The 19,031-nt window shown below is 43.3% G+C and carries 17 protein-coding genes; 11 read left to right on the forward strand and 6 right to left on the reverse strand.

The features are described from left to right. Positions 1-30 precede the first annotated feature (30 nt). The gene (locus tag AC4MCD_RS05015) at positions 31-1,287 is read right to left on the reverse strand and encodes an MgtC/SapB family protein (protein WP_491876685.1); all 1,257 of its coding nucleotides are present in this window, start codon (positions 1,285-1,287) and stop codon (positions 31-33) included. A 226-nt stretch (positions 1,288-1,513) separates the two neighbouring features. On the opposite strand from AC4MCD_RS05015, the gene tfpB reads away from it, so the two are divergent. The 4 genes from tfpB (at position 1,514) to AC4MCD_RS05035 (ending at position 5,871) form a co-directional block, all read left to right on the forward strand. Next, the gene (gene tfpB / locus AC4MCD_RS05020) at positions 1,514-3,271 is read left to right on the forward strand and encodes a type IV pilus assembly ATPase TfpB (protein WP_180033818.1); all 1,758 of its coding nucleotides are present in this window, start codon (positions 1,514-1,516) and stop codon (positions 3,269-3,271) included. Between the two features lie 95 nt (positions 3,272-3,366). Beyond that, a complete protein-coding gene (locus AC4MCD_RS05025; RefSeq protein WP_034170733.1) occupies positions 3,367-3,732 on the forward strand; it encodes a NirD/YgiW/YdeI family stress tolerance protein in 366 nt (121 codons plus the stop codon). A 136-nt stretch (positions 3,733-3,868) separates the two neighbouring features. Continuing rightward, on the forward strand, positions 3,869-4,540 hold the full coding sequence (locus AC4MCD_RS05030; RefSeq protein WP_180002863.1) for a response regulator transcription factor: 672 nt from the start codon (positions 3,869-3,871) through the stop codon (positions 4,538-4,540). Beyond that, complete coding sequence (locus AC4MCD_RS05035) at positions 4,537-5,871, forward strand: sensor histidine kinase (protein WP_491876686.1); 1,335 nt, start codon at positions 4,537-4,539, stop codon at positions 5,869-5,871. Before AC4MCD_RS05030 ends, AC4MCD_RS05035 begins: the two co-directional genes overlap by 4 nt. A 76-nt stretch (positions 5,872-5,947) precedes the next feature. On the opposite strand, the gene hemP is transcribed toward AC4MCD_RS05035, so the two are convergent. Beyond that, a complete protein-coding gene (hemP, locus tag AC4MCD_RS05040; protein ID WP_004784247.1) occupies positions 5,948-6,118 on the reverse strand; it encodes a hemin uptake protein HemP in 171 nt (56 codons plus the stop codon). A 138-nt stretch (positions 6,119-6,256) separates the two neighbouring features. On the opposite strand from hemP, the gene AC4MCD_RS05045 reads away from it, so the two are divergent. Continuing rightward, positions 6,257-7,156: an NUDIX domain-containing protein gene (locus tag AC4MCD_RS05045; protein WP_491876687.1), complete on the forward strand. Its 900-nt coding sequence runs from the start codon at positions 6,257-6,259 to the stop codon at positions 7,154-7,156. Positions 7,157-7,197: 41 nt separating this feature from the next. Here the strand turns inward: AC4MCD_RS05045 and AC4MCD_RS05050 are convergent, their stop codons facing one another. Both AC4MCD_RS05050 and mrcB read right to left on the reverse strand, forming a co-directional pair. Then, on the reverse strand, positions 7,198-7,746 hold the full coding sequence (locus tag AC4MCD_RS05050) for a tetratricopeptide repeat protein (RefSeq protein ID WP_419374656.1): 549 nt from the start codon (positions 7,744-7,746) through the stop codon (positions 7,198-7,200). A 14-nt stretch (positions 7,747-7,760) separates the two neighbouring features. Next, positions 7,761-10,151, reverse strand: a complete 2,391-nt coding sequence (mrcB, locus tag AC4MCD_RS05055; protein WP_491876688.1) for a penicillin-binding protein 1B — start codon at positions 10,149-10,151, stop codon at positions 7,761-7,763. 191 nt (positions 10,152-10,342) lie between these two features. On the opposite strand from mrcB, the gene AC4MCD_RS05060 reads away from it, so the two are divergent. Then, positions 10,343-11,281: an NAD(+) kinase gene (locus AC4MCD_RS05060; protein WP_125279078.1), complete on the forward strand. Its 939-nt coding sequence runs from the start codon at positions 10,343-10,345 to the stop codon at positions 11,279-11,281. A gap of 2 nt (positions 11,282-11,283) precedes the next feature. Beyond that, positions 11,284-11,556, forward strand: coding sequence for a YeaC family protein (locus AC4MCD_RS05065; RefSeq protein WP_004784238.1), 273 nt, complete (start codon positions 11,284-11,286; stop codon positions 11,554-11,556). A 59-nt stretch (positions 11,557-11,615) separates the two neighbouring features. Here AC4MCD_RS05065 and AC4MCD_RS05070 read toward each other — a convergent pair whose 3' ends face one another. After that, positions 11,616-12,617, reverse strand: a complete 1,002-nt coding sequence (locus AC4MCD_RS05070; RefSeq protein ID WP_491876689.1) for a glycosyl transferase family protein — start codon at positions 12,615-12,617, stop codon at positions 11,616-11,618. 414 nt (positions 12,618-13,031) lie between these two features. Here AC4MCD_RS05070 and AC4MCD_RS05075 point away from each other — a divergent pair, with 414 nt between their 5' ends. Next, a complete protein-coding gene (locus AC4MCD_RS05075; protein WP_005236469.1) occupies positions 13,032-14,375 on the forward strand; it encodes a dicarboxylate/amino acid:cation symporter in 1,344 nt (447 codons plus the stop codon). A 166-nt stretch (positions 14,376-14,541) separates the two neighbouring features. Then, positions 14,542-15,684: an acyl-CoA dehydrogenase family protein gene (locus AC4MCD_RS05080; protein WP_491876690.1), complete on the forward strand. Its 1,143-nt coding sequence runs from the start codon at positions 14,542-14,544 to the stop codon at positions 15,682-15,684. Between the two features lie 71 nt (positions 15,685-15,755). On the opposite strand, the gene AC4MCD_RS05085 is transcribed toward AC4MCD_RS05080, so the two are convergent. After that, entirely contained in the window at positions 15,756-16,274 is a 519-nt protein-coding gene (locus tag AC4MCD_RS05085; protein ID WP_180179014.1) for a DJ-1/PfpI family protein, read from the reverse strand. A gap of 486 nt (positions 16,275-16,760) precedes the next feature. On the opposite strand from AC4MCD_RS05085, the gene pheA reads away from it, so the two are divergent. Together pheA and hisC are read left to right on the forward strand one after the other, a co-directional pair. Then, on the forward strand, positions 16,761-17,870 hold the full coding sequence (gene pheA, locus AC4MCD_RS05090) for a prephenate dehydratase (protein ID WP_034170724.1): 1,110 nt from the start codon (positions 16,761-16,763) through the stop codon (positions 17,868-17,870). Positions 17,871-17,936: 66 nt separating this feature from the next. Continuing rightward, entirely contained in the window at positions 17,937-19,028 is a 1,092-nt protein-coding gene (gene hisC, locus AC4MCD_RS05095) for a histidinol-phosphate transaminase (protein ID WP_491876691.1), read from the forward strand. Positions 19,029-19,031: the final 3 nt, after the last annotated feature.

Consider the following 19,031-nt stretch of genomic DNA (forward strand, 5'->3'; position numbering starts at 1 on the left):
AAAAATTAAATATTTAAATATACTTAACAATCAAAATACCATCCACCACAAAATACCAATCAACACCGCCATATGTAAAATCTGTATCGGTGCAAAATACAACGCGAATTTAAAACCACCTGTTAAGGCTGCATTGACCGATTTAGCCAAAGCATGTGCGCCTAAACCTAAGAGTAAGGCATAGATCAAACGGGTATTGGAGGGATCTCCTTGAATGACCACACTGGCCATTGCGGCATGAATTTCAAATAAGGACGCAAATAAAGTACCCGCCAGAAGACCAGCATTGCCCAGTAATATTTCCAATCCATAAACGCCAGCCTGAATCAGCGTCAAGGTAACCGCAATAATGACCGCTTCTTTCAGACTAAACATGCGGCTATCTTCTTCTTTTTCACAATTTTCTAGCGGTTTAGCTTTTCGCAGCAACAGAAATGCACAGGCAGCTAGAATAACCATTGCAACCAAAGAAGGAAGCAAAAGAATTTTAAGCCATTCAAATGAAACGCCACCGACTACAATGAACAGTAGGACCAATGTCGAAATACAGGACATTAGCGCAGCACCGGCATTGGATCGAGCATCCATTTCACCTTTACGGACTTGTAGACCCAACTGGGCAATAGTGGCGGTACTGGAAACAAAACCTGAAGCAATCGAAGATAGCATTAGTGCGTTTTTGGAAGAGAGTAATCGTTTGGCAATATGAGCCAGCGCTTGTACCACTAAAATTAAAGTCAAGAGTTTCAGAATTAGATAAGGATTAAGCACCTTGCCCCATAGCGGTGTATCTGGCGTCAGTGGTAAGCCAATCAGTACCAGTGCCAGTAACAATAAACCATCGCGGAATTCCGCTTCAGTAATCCATTTTCCAGCAATATTGTGCATGGAATGCTTGGCCATCAGAATGACAGTGATGAGTACTGCAAGCCCGGCCGCCAACGGAATATTCCATAGACAAATCGCCCCAATAAAATAGGTCATGACAAAGGCAAGTTCTGTCGTAATGCCGGGATCACTGGACTGATGCTGTATGGAAAAAATCACCATACCTCCAGTAATCAGCGCACCCACCAGACCAATCGCAGTTCCGAATAAAAAGCAGATAGCACCCAGCAAGGCACAGATGGCAAAGGAACGTAAGCCAGCAAAACTCGGCTGTTGCTCACGCTGTCTATGACGTTCCCGCTCCAGGCCGATCAATAAACCACAGCCCAATGCTGAAGTCAGAATCGTGAGCAGTTCCTGAAAAGAACTGTCATTCATAGGCATTGCGCTAAAATCCATACCTGACCTCAGCTGAGTAAATAATTATTATCAAACGTATATCTGAAATATAGGCGATAAGCTAAAGCATGAACAAGAGAGAAATGTGCGAGATGATGTAGGGGGAAGACAGCAGCTATGTTAAAGATTTACCTCATGCAGCAGAAACAGGCAGATGACGCAGCAGGATAATGCGAAAAATAGTAAAAACTTGTTATAGTGAAGGCAAGTTTGGGGACCTATAACAATGAAATTTGACTTTGAAATTGATACAGGCTGGTGTTTGGATCAGCTTTTAAAAGACGGAAAAATAACTGAACGTGACCGGATGCGAGTTCAGACCACACATCGTCAGCGTGAACAAATAAAATGGCATCCCTTGCAATGGATCGCACACTTTAGTCTGGTTGATCAGTCTCATCCTCAAAGTACTTTGACACTCAACCGTTTATGTCAGTGGCTGGCAGAAAAAACCGGTTTAATGTTCTATATCATCGATCCGCTCAAAGCTGATGTGCAGGCCTTGACCAATGTCATGTCACAGGAATATGCACTGCGTAACCGTATTCTGGCAGTAGAAATTCAACCAGATAAAGTTCTGATCGCCACAGATCAGCCTTATAAAACTGAATGGGTCTCAAACCTCGAACAGAATATTGCACCAAAAAAAATTGAACGGGTATTGCTCAATCCGGAACAGCTCCAGCGTTATATTGTTGAATATTATCAGGTCAGTCGTGCAGTCAGTGGCTCGCAAAAATCATCTGCTTATGACCGGGAAAATAAAGGTGTAGAAGCCTTGCTGCAACTGGGTGATTCCCAGAATCCGGATGCCAATGACCAGCATATCGTGAAATTGGTAGACTGGGTGCTGCAATTTGCCTTTGAGCAGGGTGCCAGTGATATCCATATGGAACCGCGCAAAGACACCGGCAAAATCCGTTTCCGGATTGATGGGGTATTGCACACCATCTATAACATGCCAGCCAATACCCTGACTGCGGTCATTTCCCGAATCAAAATCCTAGGCCGGATGAATGTGGCAGAAAAACGTAAACCACAGGATGGCCGTTTAAAAACCCGGACTCCGAAAGGGCAGGAAACTGAACTGCGTTTATCGACCTTACCCACCGCATTTGGTGAAAAGCTGGTAATGCGTATCTTTGACCCAGAAGTTCTGGTCAGAAGTTTTCAACAGCTCGGTTTCGAAGGACATTTACTCAATGACTGGAATAATCTGACCAGCCATAGTCACGGTATTATTTTGGTCACCGGACCGACCGGCTCAGGTAAAACCACCACACTGTATTCCACTTTAAAGCAGCTTGCGACTGAGCAGGTGAACGTCTGTACGATTGAAGATCCGATTGAGATGCTGGAACCAAGCTTTAACCAGATGCAGGTCAATAACGGGATTGAGCTGGGCTTTGCAGATGGTGTGCGTGCACTGATGCGTCAGGATCCGGATATTATTATGGTGGGTGAGATTCGTGACCAAGATACGGCCAATATGGCGATTCAGGCTGCATTAACCGGTCACTTGGTGCTTTCTACCTTGCATACCAATGATGCGCCGTCGAGTCTGACCCGTTTGCATGATCTGGGTGTACAGCCATTTTTAACAGCAGCCACCATCTTGGGGGTTTTGGCTCAGCGTCTGGTGCGTAAGCTATGTCCGCATTGCAAGCAAGAGAGTTTCCTGGATGAGCAGGAATGGCAGCATCTGGCAGTGGACTATCCTTTACCACGTCCGGAATTTGTCTTTAAAGCAGTTGGCTGTGAAGAATGTCGTCATACCGGTTATAAAGGCCGAATCGGGATTTATGAGTTTATGCCGCTTAGCCTGACCACCAAGCAATTAATCGGAGCGGATGCTAACCTGAATCAGTTACGTCAGCAGGCAAAAAAAGAAGGGGTAGAACCTTTACGGATTGCCGGTGCTCGCAAGATTCTGGAAGGGGTCACCACGCTTGAAGAAGTCTTGAGAGTTGTGCCATTAAATTAATTCTGAAGATGAAGCAATCTTAAGATTCAATTCATCTTCGGCTGTTTTAATAGCATCATCGAAACAGGGCAAGACTTTAAAAAGAGGTAACTGCAATGAAAATGATGATGAATACTGTTTTAGCAGCTGCATTAATGGGTTCAATTGGGACTGTCGCAGTTGCGAGTAGTGAAACTGCGGTGAATCAGGCTGCATTTGCTAAAACTACTACAGTTAAGCAAGCGTTGACCATGAAAGATGACAGCAAGGTTCAGCTGAAAGGTTATGTGGTAAAAGCTGTCGGTGATGAAAAATACCAGTTCCGCGATAATACCGGCACCATTACTGTCGAAATTGATGATGAACTTTGGCAGGGTAAACCAGTATCAGCTAAAACACCTGTGGTAATCATTGGTGAAGTAGACATTGACTATAAACCTGCGAAACGTGTTGAAATTGATGTCGACCAAGTTCAGTTCTAATTTCAGCATGATTTCCTGAACTGAATCTGAAGACAGCAACAAAAAACCACATGCAAGTTACCAAAAAGCATGTGGTTTTTTTGAGTCTGGAACTTTTTCAAGGCAAGATAGAAAGATAAAACAAGCGGAGCATAACATGCGTATTCTTTTGGCAGAGGATGATGAATCTCAGGCGGAAAGTATTCAAACTTGGCTGGAAATGGACGGTTATGTAATTGATCGGGTCGATCGAGGGGATCATGCCATTCTGGCAATTGAACAGCATCAGTATGACTGTATTTTGCTGGATCGTGGCCTGCCGAATGCAACCGGTGATGATATTCTTAAAAGCTTGCGCAATAAACAGAAAGATACCCCTGTTATCTTTATCACCGCCAAGGACAGTATTCATGACCGGGTCGCAGGACTTGATTTGGGGGCCAATGATTATCTGGTAAAACCCTTTAGTCTGGAAGAGCTTTCCGCTCGCGTGCGTGCCCAGCTCAGACAAAAACAGCAAATGCCAAATCATGTCCTGCAGTGGCAGGATCTTAGTCTGGACACCCAGGCCAAGACAGTAATGAAGGCGGGGCAGAGTATTAATCTGACTGCAAAAGAATTCCAGATTTTATATAAGCTGATGCAAAAACCAGAACATATCATTACCCGGGAGCAGCTGGAGGAATCCCTCTATGCCTGGGGAGACGAAATCGAAAGCAATGCGATTGAAGTCTTTATTTATCAGCTACGTAAAAAAATTGGCAGTCAGATGATCAAAACTATTCGTGGCTTGGGCTACCGGATGCATAAACCCGAGGCCTCCATATGAAGGCACCCATTTCCCTGCAAAGTCGGCTGATTCAACATGCCATGTTCAGTTCCATACTGGCAGGATTTCTGGCGTGGCTGCTGTTATTGGGAATTTCCAGCTATCAGGCGATTGATCTGCATGATGACCTGATGGAGGAAATTTCAGAGTTACTTCTGGGGGATGTTAACCAGGCCAAAAATACGCAGGTCGATGAAATCAGTGAGCAGTTTGATATTCAGTATGCCTTACTACTGAATCAGCAGGTACTAACCACTTCAATTGATGATGAACTGATTAATGAGATACCAGTTGCACAGAAAAATGGGTTTCACTTTGATTATGAAAATGGTCATTTTATTCGAATTCTGATTGCTGAAGATCAAGGCTTGAAAGTGAAAGTGGTACAGCCGCTTTCGGTACGCTTTGATGAGCTTTGGCAAACAACTTTAGGTTTCGGTGGGATTTTATTTATCCTATGGATATTACAGTGGTTAATTTTACGTTTTGCCATTAAGCGGCAATTAAGACCTTTAAATAAAATTTCCCGAGAAATTGGTTCTAAATCTGCACTGGATCTCAGTCCGATTCAAAGTCCTGATCCTGAGATTACCGAACTGCAACCGATTGTCCGTCAGCTGAATGCTATGTTGAGCCGTTTAGAAAAATCATTGGCTGCCGAGCAACGTTTTACTGCCGATGCTTCACATGAGTTGCGTTCCCCATTGTCTGCCATTCAAATGCGTTTACAGGTGCTGAAACGTAAATATCAGGAAGATGCCCAACTTAGGCAAGCATTGCAGTTAATTCAAAATGACGTCAACCGCGGTACGCAGATTCTGGAAAACTTACTGCTATTGGCTCGGCTCGATCCAGAACATGCAGAGCAGCTGCCCAAACAGCAGGTTAATCTTAAAGTTCTGGTTCAGGAGGTTTTACAAGCTTTACAACCTTTTGCTCAGGAAAAAGAGATCCACTGGAACTTAAAACTTGAAGATGCAGTGATTGAAGCAAATGCAGAGCTGATTTTTAGCTGTATCCGCAATCTGGTTGATAATGCCATTCGTTATACGCCGATGCAGGGACAGGTCGAAATCAGGACGATAGTTGAAGGTCAGAATCTACAACTTATGATTGAAAATTCGGGGGAGGGAATTCAGGAAGAAGTTGTTCAACGTTTAGGTGAACGTTTTTACCGGGCCTTGGGCACGCGCACACAAGGTTCAGGTTTGGGATTGTCGATTTGTCAAAAGATTATGCAGTTACATACGGCCAAGATTGATTGTGCGCCGTCAGGTTTGGGTGGACTTAAAGTTTCATTAATTTTTCAATCTGAACAACAAAGACATTAGGTATAGCAATTAAAAAAGCAGTATGCGCTGATTCATACTGCCTGTTCCCACGTTTATTATTTTTGGAGTATTTAAATTACTTGGTCAGAATGAGACGGTTATTACGAGTCAAACGTAGACGGTATTCTTCACCCGCATGCATAATCCGGATTTCTCGTCCAAGCGCAAATAAATTATTCGAATGCAACATCGGTAGCGCATGCTGAGTATCATTATTACGGGTAAATAGGCTAAATGGTGCGTTCATTCCGTCGACTCCGTGGTGTGTTTTGGATTGATTTAAATGATAATCATTATCGAATGGATCTGTCAACGAATAAGTGCTTCATTTATAAAAAACTCTAATTTGCTTACAATCTGTAAAACTTCAATGGTTCAGAACATTATGTCCAAAGCCACGATTCATGTCGCAATCGCTATTTTATTTCATCAAAATCAGGTGCTGGTCGGCTGGCGTGAAGCTAAACAGCATCAGGGCAATAAATATGAGTTTCCAGGCGGAAAAGTAGAACAGGGCGAATTGCCTATAGAGGCATGTCGACGTGAAGTGATTGAAGAAGTCGGAATTGACATCGAGCAATGGCAGGCTTTTGATTTTATTTCGCATGAATATGAAGATGTCATCGTCAATCTGCATATTTTCCATGCTTCGGTTCAGCCAGAACAATTAGCTGGAATCAAGCAGCAATGGCGCTGGTATAGCCGGGATGAACTCAGTGAACTAAATTTTCCTAAAGCCAATCAGGCCATGATTCAAAAGCTGCAATGGCCGCGAAAGATCAAAATTTCTGAAGACTTAAGTCACCTGAATAATCTGGAAACAGACCAGATGCTGTATTGGCGAGTAATGGCTACCCCTGAACACATCAGCCAGTTACAGCAGATTCCAGTTGATCAGTTATCCAGATTGATCATCAATCAGGAACTTTGGTTACATCTGAATGAATTGCAGCAGCAAACCATTCGTACCATTCACCTGAAACAGTCTCAATTGATACAACTGCAAAAAGGGGAGTTGGCTGGTGGCTATCGTTATCTTGCAGCCTGTCATGATCTGGAAGCATTAAAACATGCAGAAAACATAGGCTGTGAAGCAGCTTTACTCAGCCCGGTACTGGCAACAGAAACACATCCTGATAGCGAAGCTTTAGGCTGGGAAAAATTTAAACAGATGGCTGAACAGATACAGATTCCTGTATTTGCCTTAGGCGGTTTGAAAGTTGAAGATCTAGAGTATGCTCAAAACCAGCATGCTTATGGGATTGCAGGGATCCGTTATGTTTAAGTCAGAAACTTATTATAAATAACGGGACTCACGCCCAGGCCTTAAAATTTCTTTAAGGCCTGCTGAGCTTGCTGAATGGCTTTGGTGTTTTTTTGCAGTTGAGCTGCTTTTAGGCGCACCTGCCAGAGCTGCTTTTTCATTGCATTGGTCTGCGCATAGCTCAAACCACGTAGGGCAAAAGCATCTGCACGGGCCGGCTGATTTTTACGGTTTGCGATCAAGCCAAGATACAAATAAGTTTCTGAGGCTTGAGGTGCCAAACGCTGGGCCTGTACTGCAGAAGTTTCAGCTTGATTATATTGCTGCTTGCTATAGGCTTGCTGAGTTTGCTGCATCAATTTTTTAAATGCAGGTAAGTTACGTCCATCATCAAACTTTTGTGCCTGGGGCTTTTGCTCAGGGATCACAATCTTCTGACGTTTAATCTCCGGTCGATCATAGGGCGTAATCACTACACCATCAGGTGTAGAGGATTTTGGTTTTTGTTGAACCGGAGGTTTGGACGGAGCCGCAGGCTGTTCTGGCTCCGATATGCTTTGGCAGCCCACCAGACCGAGGATGAGCAGACCAGGAATCAATTTTCTTAACATAAACATAGACTCAATTATTGGCTATAACTTCCACTCGCGATAATACGGGTTTGTTTAGCAACTTCGCGTTCTATTTCTGTTTCACTTTCTTGTATATAACGACTGAGATCATCTTCTTCCTCATCTTCTGGTGAAGGTTCTGAATCAATCGTATAAGGCTCAGTGGCGTAATTTGAGATGCCACAAGCAGTCGCCTGATTTGGCAGGGCATGACGTGAAATCGGAATATACATGGCACCATCACAGCCTTGGGCAGTCAGTTTACCTGTATAACGGTCCAGCCAGTGCCATTCGATTTCATTAGGCTGAGCCAGATTCACCGGCTTCTGACGGAGCTGTTTCATGACATTGGTCCAAACTGGAAGTGCACCTGAAGAACCGGTTAATCCAGTGACTTTGTTGTCATCCAGACCTAACCAGACCACTGTCATATAGTTGCCAGAATAACCTGCAAACCATGAATCACGGGTATCGTTTGTCGTACCCGATTTACCCGCCAGATTCAGGTTGCGTGGCAAACTGTTATAAGCAGAACGACCAGTACCACTCGACATGACCTGTTGTAAACCATAATTCAGAGCATAGGCTGATGCTGGATCAATCGTCGGCTGAACACTTAAGCTGTAACGTTCAAGCGAGTGGCCATTCGCATCAACTACAGAACGAATCGATTTCACCGGATATTTAAAGCCACCTGTTGCGAAGTTACCGTAAATATTCATCACTTCCATCGGTGACATATCTACTGCACCTAAATAAATAGATGGATAAGATGGAATGTCAGAAGTCACACCAAATTTTTGCAGATGGTTGATAAAGGTCGACAGGCCAAATTCCTGTGCCAAACGCACCGCAGACAGGTTATAGGATTGTGACAGGGCAAGAGACATCGGTACTACACCATGTGCGCTACCACTATAATTTTTCGGTGTCCATGGTTTGCCATCACTTTGAATGGTGATCTGGCTGTCTTCAATTGGACTGGCCCAGTGGTAACGATTCGATTCTAGCGCTGTCAGATAAATCACCGGTTTGAGTAATGAACCCACCTGACGCTTGGCATCTAAAGCCCGGTTAAAACCGGTAAAGTCCTGAGTAGAACCTACCGCTGCAACCAGTTCGCCATTTTCAGGGTGTGCGACCAGAACAGCACCTTGCAAATCTTTTAGACGACCTGGATTGCCTTTACTTAAACGGGCTACGCTTTCCTTAAAGCTGTCCTGAATTCGGGTTTGTGCCAATGGATCTAAGGTGGTGAAAATACGCAGACCCTGATTGGTTAAATCAGTTTCCTGATATTCGGTACGCAACTGACGGCGAACGATGTCCAGAAAATCCGGGAAGCGGGCAGGGCCTAAAGTTGGCTTGGAAATCACGTTCAGCGGGCGGGCAGTTTCTGTTTCATACTGATCTTGAGTCAGATTACCCATTACCAGCATATTATTCAGAACCACATCACGACGTTTTTTCGCAAGTTCAGGATTGCGCCATGGGTTATACAGGCTTGGACCTTGGACCAGACCGACTAAAAAGGCCTGTTGGGAAATATTCAGTTCACGTAGTGGCAAGCCAAAATAAAATTGTGAAGCCAGACCATAACCATTTACGGAATAGTTACCGTTCTGACCCAGATTCACTTCATTTAAATAGGCTTCCAGAATCTCATCTTTGCCATAATGCAATTCAATCAGCATCGCCATAAACGCTTCATTCACCTTACGTTTTAAGGTGCGTTCTGGTGTTAAGTAGAAATTCTTGACCAGCTGCTGGGTGAGGGTTGAACCACCTTGACGCTTACCACCAGTAATATTGCTCACCACTGCACGTGCAATCCCGCGTGGAGATACGCCATGGTGATTGTAGAAATTACGGTCTTCGGTAGCAATTAAAGCGTCAATTAACGGTTTAGGCACTTTATTGAGCTTAATCAGCACACGGTCTTCATTATGCTGCGGGTAAATACCGCCAATCAATAAAGGTTCCAGACGGGCGATCCCGCTAGAAGAGGGCTTGGTCGTACTTACTTCAGCAATCTGATCGCCATCAAAGCTAACTTTCAATACCTGTTCAGGTTCAACGCGATCGCCAAAATCAAAGCCACGGGTATGCACATACATGGTATTGCCAGTGCTGACAAAGCTGCCCGATTTGGTATAGCTGTCTGAACCTTTATAACCCAGTAATTTTAATTCTTGTTGGAAATCCTGCTGGCTGACAGGGGCATTTACATACACTTCCATCGGGCGTGCGAAAACCTTGGCCGGAATATCCCAGCGTTGACCTTCAAATTTTTCACGCACAATATTATCTAATTTAATCAAATAAATACTAAATGCTACAAATGCAGAAATGACTAGAATGGAGAAGATTAAGGCAATGAACCCCATACCTCGTTCAGATTTCATAAATGACGATAAGACCCTGTGAAATTGTGCTAATCATGCGAAGCTTTTCATTATTTTGCAATATTTAATCAATTATTGAGATTAAAATTAAAATCAAACTTCACATTTTCTCCTTAATTTCAATCTATTTCAATTCAATCCTGCACAGCTTTGTCATGTTATAAATTGTCATCCTATTCCAGCTTAATGTTATGATAAGCAGGATTCGAAGCGGAGCGACGACACTGGTGCAAATTTCCCACAAGACATTTCGAAATATCGGGTTGATTGGACGCCCGGATAAATCTTCAGTGGTTGAAACCTTATGCCTGATCCACGATCATCTGCTCAATTTAGGTCTACATCCTGTTTTTGATGCAGATACAGCTGAACTGGTTCCTTATCAGAATACCCAAACAGTTAGCCGTGCCTTGTTGGGCGAAGTGGTTGATCTGGTGATTGTGGTAGGTGGGGATGGTTCACTGTTACATGCAGCGCGGGCATTGGTAAAATACAATACGCCAGTGATCGGGGTGAACCGTGGTCGTTTGGGCTTCCTGACCGATATCAAGCCAACTGAAGTCATCTTTAAACTGGATCAGGTATTAAAAGGTGATTTTCAGGCAGAACGCCGTTTCCTGCTGGAAATGGAAGTTCGCTCCAAAGGTGAAATCATCTATGATGCGATTGCCCTGAATGATGTGGTCTTGCACTCGGGCAAATCTGTACACATGATTGATTTCGAGCTGAATATTGATGGACAATATGTCTATCGCCAGCATAGTGATGGCTTGATTGTGTCTACACCGACCGGTTCGACAGCCTATGCACTGTCCGGTGGTGGACCGATTGTGCATCCAAGTATGGATGCAATTGTGCTGGTGCCGATGCATCCGCATACCTTGTCTTCACGTCCGATTGTGGTCGGAGGGCATAGTGAAATTAAACTGATGATTCGTGAAAATCGCGTACTGCCGATGGTGAGTGCGGATGGACAACACAGTGTGTCTTTGAATGTTGGCGATAGCGTCCATATTCGTAAGCATCCCTTTAAACTGAATCTTCTGCATCCGCCAGGTTATGACTTCTATAATGCATGTCGAACCAAACTGGGCTGGAATCAGGACTTCGACTATCTTAAGCAGGATTAAATATGAATATTGAACAAATGCTTGCCGTACTCAATCCTGAGATTGTAGAACGCTTAAGAACAGCCATTGAAATTGGCAAATGGCCGAATGGTGTAGCGCTGACTCAGGAGCAGCGTCAGACCTGTATGCAGGCTGTCTATGCCTGGGAAATGAAAAACCTGCCAGAAACCGAACGTAGCGGTTATATCGATCGTGGCACTAAAGAAGAAGGCGAACAATGTGATGATGATCATCATAAAAATGAGCCGGAATTCAAGCCAATCCGTTTCGTTTAATCGAAACCGAAAAAAAGACCACAGATGTGGTCTTTTTTAATGTCTGTTTTTTGGCTTGATCAAACTGAAAGGCGGCTATTCCAGAGCTCTCTGGCTTTTTGCATCGCTACTTCATAGCTGTCACATTCGCCCATGGTATACAGTGCAATGCCCATAGTTTCGACAACTGCGATCTCACCATATTCATGTGAGCGTTGACCTTCCCATACTTGCTTAAACACAGCTAGATCCAGCTCTTCTTCAATCGGACTACGATTGTCAGTCAGTTTTGGTAATTCGTGCTCATAAAGTTCGCCATTCTTAATTCCACAGATTAAAGTTTTGGCATCCGGGTTACGTTCGAACTCACCACCTTCACCTTTAATGACTGCACTATTTTGATAACCTAATTTATAAGCGGACTGCTGATGTGAACTACGATAAGCAGGGTGGAAAATAGCCTGTAAAGTTGCTTTGGCATTAAATGGATTAATCAGGCGTGCCAGCGTATGAATCGGAGAGCGTAAGCCCATGACATTACGTAGCCCGATCAACTCAGCCAGAATTGGAGAGATCACCTCCAATGGCAGGTAAGCAAAATGTTTGTCTTTAAGCTGCTGTTCCACCTCAACATCATTTTGGCAGATCGGATAGCCTAAGTAGTTAAGTACCTGTTCTGTATAGACCCGATTCAAGGTATGACCTGAAGCACCATGCATCACGATATTATAGCCATGCTTAGCAAGGGTAAGCGCAGCCAGAATGAACCAAGGATAATGTTTGCGTTTACCTGCATAAGAAGACCAGTCTAGATCAACATCAAGCGCCTTAAAATTCAGTTGGTCACGGGTCGCCTGCACAAAGCCTGCGAGTTCATCAACAGATTCTTCCTTGACACGTAATAGCATCAGAAAAGCGCCCAGTTGTACGTCCAGTACTTCATTTTTCAGGATCATGCTAAAAGCCTGATAGGCTTCTTCATAGCTTAAAGAACGTGCACCATTTTTTCCCTTGCCAATAATACGAATAAACTGGGCAAAAGGATGTTCGGCATCTTTATAAATATTTCGCTTTGTGGTCATGGGCATAGATCAATCATGTTCATCAAGTATTGGCATATTTTACGCTGATATTGGTATTTCACCTTCTTATTTTGCAGAATTATTATAGTTTTATAAGACTATAGTCTAAGAGGTATTGTTTAGTATTTAGGCAAATTTAACATTTCGGGTTAAACAAAAGTCTAAAAAGCGGTTAAAATTTCACGCAATTCTTGTGTTTGCTTTATCTCCTGATCAATGCACTGACTTTTCTTAAAGATCGGTGTTCCTGTGATTGTTAAATGTACATACACATTCTAATTTCAGTATCAGATTAATTTTTTGATACATAGGCACTTTTTTGTTTCAGACAATGAAGTATTGGACGCTTGTTTTTTAAAAATAAGTGAAAACTGAATATTGCTTCTGGTTAGAAGTATATCGTGAAGTAAGGTTATGGCTAAAAAACCAATTTATAAGTCGCTTTATTTTCAAGTGATTGTAGCCATTATTGCGGGTATCCTCGTCGGACATTTCTCGCCAAGTGGTACACAAATCATTAATGGTGCAGAACAATATGTTCCAGGTCTGGGCGAACAACTGAAGCCGCTGGGTGATGCATTTATCCGTTTAATTAAAATGATCATCGCACCTGTGATTTTCTGTACCGTGGTTAGCGGGATCGCAGGCATGGAGAGTATGAAATCAGTTGGTAAAACTGGTGGTGTCGCTCTACTTTACTTCGAAATCGTGTCAACGATGGCGCTGATCATTGGTCTTCTGGTAATTAATATTGCCAAGCCAGGCGTTGGGATGAATGTTGATCCGGCATCGCTGGACACGGCCGGGATTTCTAAATATGTAGAGTCGGGTGCTTCTCAGTCTACCGTTGATTTCTTTATGAATATCATTCCAAATACGGTAGTCGGAGCATTTGCCGAAGGCGAAATCCTGCAAGTCCTTTTATTTGCGATCCTGTTCGGTTTTGCATTACACAAACTGGGTGCACAAGGTAAGCCAGTCCTCAAACTGGTAGATCAGATTTCACATGTGTTCTTTAACATCGTGAACATGATTATGAAACTTGCACCTATTGGTGCATTTGGTGCGATGGCTTTCACGATCGGTAAATATGGGATCGGTTCTCTGGCACAATTGGCTCAGTTGATCATCTGCTTCTATATCACCTGTTTGCTGTTCATCTTTATTGTGCTAGGTTCAATTGCTCGCTTTACCGGCTTTAGCATTGTCAAGATGATTCGCCTGATTCGTGAAGAGTTACTGATTGTACTCGGTACTTCATCATCTGAATCTGTATTGCCACGTATGCTGAAAAAACTCGAGCTTGCAGGTGCTGAAAAGTCAGTGGTGGGTCTGGTCATTCCAACAGGTTATTCATTTAACCTGGATGGTACTTCTATTTATCTGACAATGGCGGCAATCTTTATTGCACAGGCAACCAATACGCAACTTGATTTGTCCCACCAGATTACTTTACTTCTTGTATTGCTTATTTCTTCTAAAGGTGCAGCAGGTGTAACTGGCTCAGGCTTTATCGTGATGGCAGCAACTTTGGCGGCTGTAGGTAATATTCCGGTTGCAGGTCTGGCCTTGATTCTCGGTATTGACCGCTTCATGTCTGAAGCCCGTGCCTTGACCAATCTGGTCGGGAACTCTTTGGCGACTCTGGTTGTAGCAAAATGGGTCGGTCAGTTAGACATGGACAAGCTGAACTATGCATTAGCAAATCCGGCTGAAATTGATGAAAAAATGGCGCAGGAAGGCAACAACGCTCATTAAGTTTGAGTTCGTCTTGTAGGTCATAAAAAGGAAGCTTCGGCTTCCTTTTTTATTTTTATCTGACTGTGAAGTTAGCGAAAAAACAGGTCAGGCACATGACAGCCTTTATAAAAATAGTTAGCCTGTGCACAGGAAATAAAACGATAAACACGATAAGGATAAAAGAATGCTGGCTTACGATGCTGACCTGGAACTTTTCCGCGACAATTTCAAACGCTTTATGAATGAACATGTAGCGCCTTACTATGAAGAGTGGGAGCGTGAAGGCATGATGCCGCGTTCAGTCTGGAATGCGATGGGCGAAAATGGCTTCTTGTGTGTCGATGTTCCGGAAGAATATGGTGGCTATGGTGTTCCGACCCACTATTCCCTAATGTTGATTGAAGAGTCAGCTCGAGCAGGTTATAGCGCCATTTCAACCGGCCTGTCTTGTCACTCGGATATCGCAGCGCCGTATATCCTGCATATTGGTACTGAAGAACAAAAAAAATACTGGCTACCGAAAATGGTGTCTGGTGAAGTAGTGGGTGCGATTGGTATGACTGAGCCGGGTGCAGGTTCTGATCTGCAAGCCATGCGAACCAATGCCATCTTGCAGGATGACCATTATCTGTTGAATGGTTCTAAAACTTTTATCTCCAATGGTCAGCATGCTGACTTAGTCGTATTAGCCGTGAAAACCGATCCGCAAGCACGCGCCAAAGGTGTGTCTTTGATGCTGGTGGATACGCATCTGGAAGGCTTTAAAAAAGGCAAGAACCTGGACAAGATTGGCCTGCATTCTCAGGATACTTCTGAACTGTTTTTCGACAATGTCAAAGTACCGAAAAATCAGTTGCTGGGTCAGCCAGGTCAGGGCTTTGTATACCTAATGCAGGAATTGCCACGTGAACGTACCGCTATTGCGGCAACCGCACTGGGGGCGATTCGTGGCTCGATTGATGTAACGACTCAATATGTCAAAGAGCGTCAGGCCTTTGGTCAGGCGATTGGCCAGTTTCAGAATACCCGTTTTGTACTGGCACAAGCCAAGATTGATGAGCTGGCAACAGCAGCTTTCTATAACCAGAATGTTGAGTTGTATATGCAAGGCAAGCTGGATGTTGAAACTGCAGCAGCGCTAAAGAGTTTCTCTACTGATATGCAGATGAAAGTTGCTGACAATCTGCTTCAACTCTTTGGTGGTTATGGCTATATGACGGAATATCCGATTTCGCGTTTCTTTGTCGATGCCCGCATTCAACGGATCTATGGTGGTACCAATGAAATCATGAAAGAAATTGTCGCACGTGGTCTGCTTGGACGTTAAAAATAAACAGATAAAAAAGAGTCCTAAATGGACTCTTTTTTATGGAAAAATATTTATGAAATCTAGATATTTTAAGATTTTAGTACATCTAGACATTCATGAATAAAAATTGGTAAATCATTGGGTACTCGAGATGAAATCAGCTGATTATTGTCATTGACCAGTTCGACATCATAATAAGTCGCACCCGCATGTTGTACCCGAGGTGCATGGGCGCGGATACTGGTAATGATGCGGTTTTTTAAAACATCAGCTTCACTGAGTAATAAAGATGCATCACAAAAACTGAAGATGGTCTTTTTGGCCTCATTAAAAGCCTGGATAAAATGTAAGACTCGCGTATCGTTGGCGAGGGACACTGGTGATTCACCGCCCGGAATGAGTAAGGCATCAAAATCATCAATACTGATATGATCAATTCCCCGATCAATGGTTACACTCGACTGGCCATGTAGTCCATGTACGACTTTTCCGGCATGCAGTTCAATATTACAGACACTGTGCTCTGCAGCGAGTAAGGCCGCAACAGGCTCAGTATATTCAAGATCTTCAAAATTATTCGTTACAAGTACCGCTATTCTTTTTGGCATTATAGGCACCCCCAATATAGTTTTAAATTAGACTAGCGATTTAAGGTTTAAAAAACGTCTCTGCTTTGTAACCAAATAGTGATTTAGTGTAAAAAATCCAATTAAATCAAAGGAAAATGACTAAAAAAACAGTTTTCTATGTGCATTTTATTGTGAACTGTCACTCAGATTTTAAGTGGTCAAACTAGAGGTATCGAGATGGCTTTATTTTTATTTTCTTATGCTTAAAATCGTTATGTAGATTAAGAAATAGTGATATTTCATCTTGATAAAAATCAGTTAAGATGAGCGGGCAAAGTTTACAATTTGATAATGTAAAACATGCGAAAATGCTGAAAGAAATGTTACCAGATATGACTAAAGCGATGAACGGTTAAAATCAACTCCCTGTTTTTAAGAATTAATCTACTAAAGTTATATTGTGTAACATTTACGGCACACTATTGTTATACTGCACAGATAAGGTTTATGAAGGGCGACATCACGATGATCAACGACGATCAAAACACAACGGCTTCTTTAGATTTGGCTAAAATTCGTGAAGATATCGATTCAGTTGATCAACAAATCCAGCAATTGATTAACCGTCGTGCACGTTTGGCTGAGGCTGTAGCAAAAGCGAAATTCGCATCTGAAGAAAATCCGCTGTTTTACCGTCCGGAACGTGAAGCACAGGTTTTGCGCAATGTTATGGAGCGCAATGAAGGACCATTGTCAGATACGACGATGGCACGTCTGTTCCGCGAGATCATGTCAGCTTGTTTGGCGCTTGAAGCACCGCAAAGTATTGCGTTTTTGGGACCTGTTGGTACTTATACACATTCAGCAGTGTTGAAACATTTTGGTCATGATGCTGTGGTTCGTCCATTACCCACCATTGATGAAGTATTCCGTGAAGTAGAAGCGGGCAGTGCGCATTATGGTCTGGTGCCGGTTGAAAACTCCTCTGAAGGTGTAGTGAACCATACTTTAGATTGTTTCAAGACTTCGCATCTGAATGTGATTGGCGAAGTGGAATTACCTATTCATCACCAGTTCCTGATCTCTGAAAATACCCGTAAAGACAGTATTAAGCAGATCTACGCACACCAGCAGACTCTGGCTCAATGCCGTAAATGGCTGGATGCTCATTATCCAGGTGTAGAACGTGTGGCACTCAGTTCAAATGCTGAAGCGGCACGCCGTATTCAGAATGAATGGCATTCTGCTGCGATCGCTTCTGAAATTGCTGCGAATATTTATAATCTTGAGATTATGCACAGCAATATTGAAGACAACCCAGAGAACACGACACGCTTCCTGGTGATTGGCCGTGAAAAAGTGCCACAAAGCGGTAATGATAAAACTTCATTACTGGTGTCTGCACATGACCGTGCCGGTGCATTGCTGGAAATTCTGGCTCCATTTGCCAAGCACAACATTAGTCTAACCAGTATTGAAACTCGACCTGCACTTCCTGAAAAATGGGCTTATGTATTCTTTATCGATCTTGAAGGTCATATTGAGCAGGAAAATGTTAAAGCTGCGATTGAAGAAATTCGTCCGCTTGTGAAAGAAGTCCGCGTGCTTGGTTCATATCCTGCAGCTGTTTTATAAAAGCAGCCTTTCGTGGTTAGTGCGAGGGTGCTAGCCACTATTTCATCTGTAAATCGGAAGTATAAAATGTCGTTTGTCCCAGCCAATGAAGGCATCTCTAAATTAAAGCCATATCAACCAGGTAAACCGATCAGTGAACTTGAGCGTGAGTTGGGCATCACTGATATCGTGAAACTGGCTTCAAATGAAAACCCGCTAGGCTGTTCAGATAAAGTCAAAGAAGCAGTGGCTGCGGAACTGGCGGAAATTGGCCGTTATCCTGATGGCGGTGGCTTTATCCTGAAAGATCAGATCAAGACACAATTCGGTTTTGATCATAACCAGATTACTTTGGGTAATGGTTCAAACGACTTACTTGAAATATTTGCCCGTGCATTTGTTTCTGAAAAAGATTCAGTGATTTATAGCCAGCACGCATTTGCGGTATATGCATTGGTCACTCAAGCGATTAATGCAGAAGCAATTGAAGTCCCAGCAAAAGGTTTCTCGCATGACCTTGAAGCGATGGCAGCTGCGGTAAAAGACAACACCAAGCTGATCTTTATTGCAAACCCGAACAACCCGACAGGGACCTGGTTCGAAGAAGCCGAATTTGAAGCGTTCATGCAGAAAGTGCCTGCAAACGTGATTGTGGTACTGGATGAAGCTTATGTGGAATATTTCCCAGAGAACTTCAATAGCCTGAAATTCCTGAAACAGTATCCAAATCTGATTGTCAGCCGTACGCTGTCTAAGTGCTATGGTCTGGCAGCGCTTCGTGTAGGTTTTGCCCTGGCATCTGTTGAAGTGACTGACTTCTTAAACCGTATCCGTCAGCCATTCAACGTGAACCATTTAGCGATGGTTGCGGCGGTCGCTGCACTGAAAGATGAAGCATTCATCGAGAAATCTCGTCAAGTAAATAAAGCAGGTATGGCACAGCTTGAAGTTGGCTTCAAAGCTTTAGGCCTGAACTATGTGCCTTCGCGCGCGAATTTTATCTTGGTGGATGTGCAAGCTGATCCAGTAGAAACATTTAACAAGTTACTGAAAGAAGGTGTGATTGTACGTCCAGTGGGTATTCTAAACCACTTGCGCGTATCAATTGGTACTGAAGCTGAAAATGCCAAATTCCTAGCTGCATTAGGCAAAGTACTTGGCTTAGAGGCGAAAGCTTAAGTT

The organism is Acinetobacter sp. CAU_H_78 (assembly GCF_058599365.1).

Excerpts from the sequence above, each read along its gene's own strand:
- AC4MCD_RS05075 (WP_005236469.1), top strand. The coding sequence starts at position 13,032 with ATGGCTAAAAAACCAATTTATAAGTCGCTTTATTTTCAAGTGATTGTA.
- tfpB (WP_180033818.1), top strand. The coding sequence starts at position 1,514 with ATGAAATTTGACTTTGAAATTGATACAGGCTGGTGTTTGGATCAGCTT.
- AC4MCD_RS05080 (WP_491876690.1), top strand. The coding sequence starts at position 14,542 with ATGCTGGCTTACGATGCTGACCTGGAACTTTTCCGCGACAATTTCAAA.
- AC4MCD_RS05015 (WP_491876685.1), bottom strand. The coding sequence starts at position 1,287 with ATGGATTTTAGCGCAATGCCTATGAATGACAGTTCTTTTCAGGAACTG.
- AC4MCD_RS05045 (WP_491876687.1), top strand. The coding sequence starts at position 6,257 with ATGTCCAAAGCCACGATTCATGTCGCAATCGCTATTTTATTTCATCAA.
- AC4MCD_RS05070 (WP_491876689.1), bottom strand. The coding sequence starts at position 12,617 with ATGACCACAAAGCGAAATATTTATAAAGATGCCGAACATCCTTTTGCC.
- AC4MCD_RS05085 (WP_180179014.1), bottom strand. The coding sequence starts at position 16,274 with ATGCCAAAAAGAATAGCGGTACTTGTAACGAATAATTTTGAAGATCTT.
- hemP (WP_004784247.1), bottom strand. The coding sequence starts at position 6,118 with ATGAACGCACCATTTAGCCTATTTACCCGTAATAATGATACTCAGCAT.
- mrcB (WP_491876688.1), bottom strand. The coding sequence starts at position 10,151 with ATGAAATCTGAACGAGGTATGGGGTTCATTGCCTTAATCTTCTCCATT.
- pheA (WP_034170724.1), top strand. The coding sequence starts at position 16,761 with ATGATCAACGACGATCAAAACACAACGGCTTCTTTAGATTTGGCTAAA.
- AC4MCD_RS05050 (WP_419374656.1), bottom strand. The coding sequence starts at position 7,746 with ATGTTAAGAAAATTGATTCCTGGTCTGCTCATCCTCGGTCTGGTGGGC.
- AC4MCD_RS05035 (WP_491876686.1), top strand. The coding sequence starts at position 4,537 with ATGAAGGCACCCATTTCCCTGCAAAGTCGGCTGATTCAACATGCCATG.
- AC4MCD_RS05030 (WP_180002863.1), top strand. The coding sequence starts at position 3,869 with ATGCGTATTCTTTTGGCAGAGGATGATGAATCTCAGGCGGAAAGTATT.
- AC4MCD_RS05065 (WP_004784238.1), top strand. The coding sequence starts at position 11,284 with ATGAATATTGAACAAATGCTTGCCGTACTCAATCCTGAGATTGTAGAA.
- AC4MCD_RS05060 (WP_125279078.1), top strand. The coding sequence starts at position 10,343 with ATGATAAGCAGGATTCGAAGCGGAGCGACGACACTGGTGCAAATTTCC.
- hisC (WP_491876691.1), top strand. The coding sequence starts at position 17,937 with ATGTCGTTTGTCCCAGCCAATGAAGGCATCTCTAAATTAAAGCCATAT.
- AC4MCD_RS05025 (WP_034170733.1), top strand. The coding sequence starts at position 3,367 with ATGAAAATGATGATGAATACTGTTTTAGCAGCTGCATTAATGGGTTCA.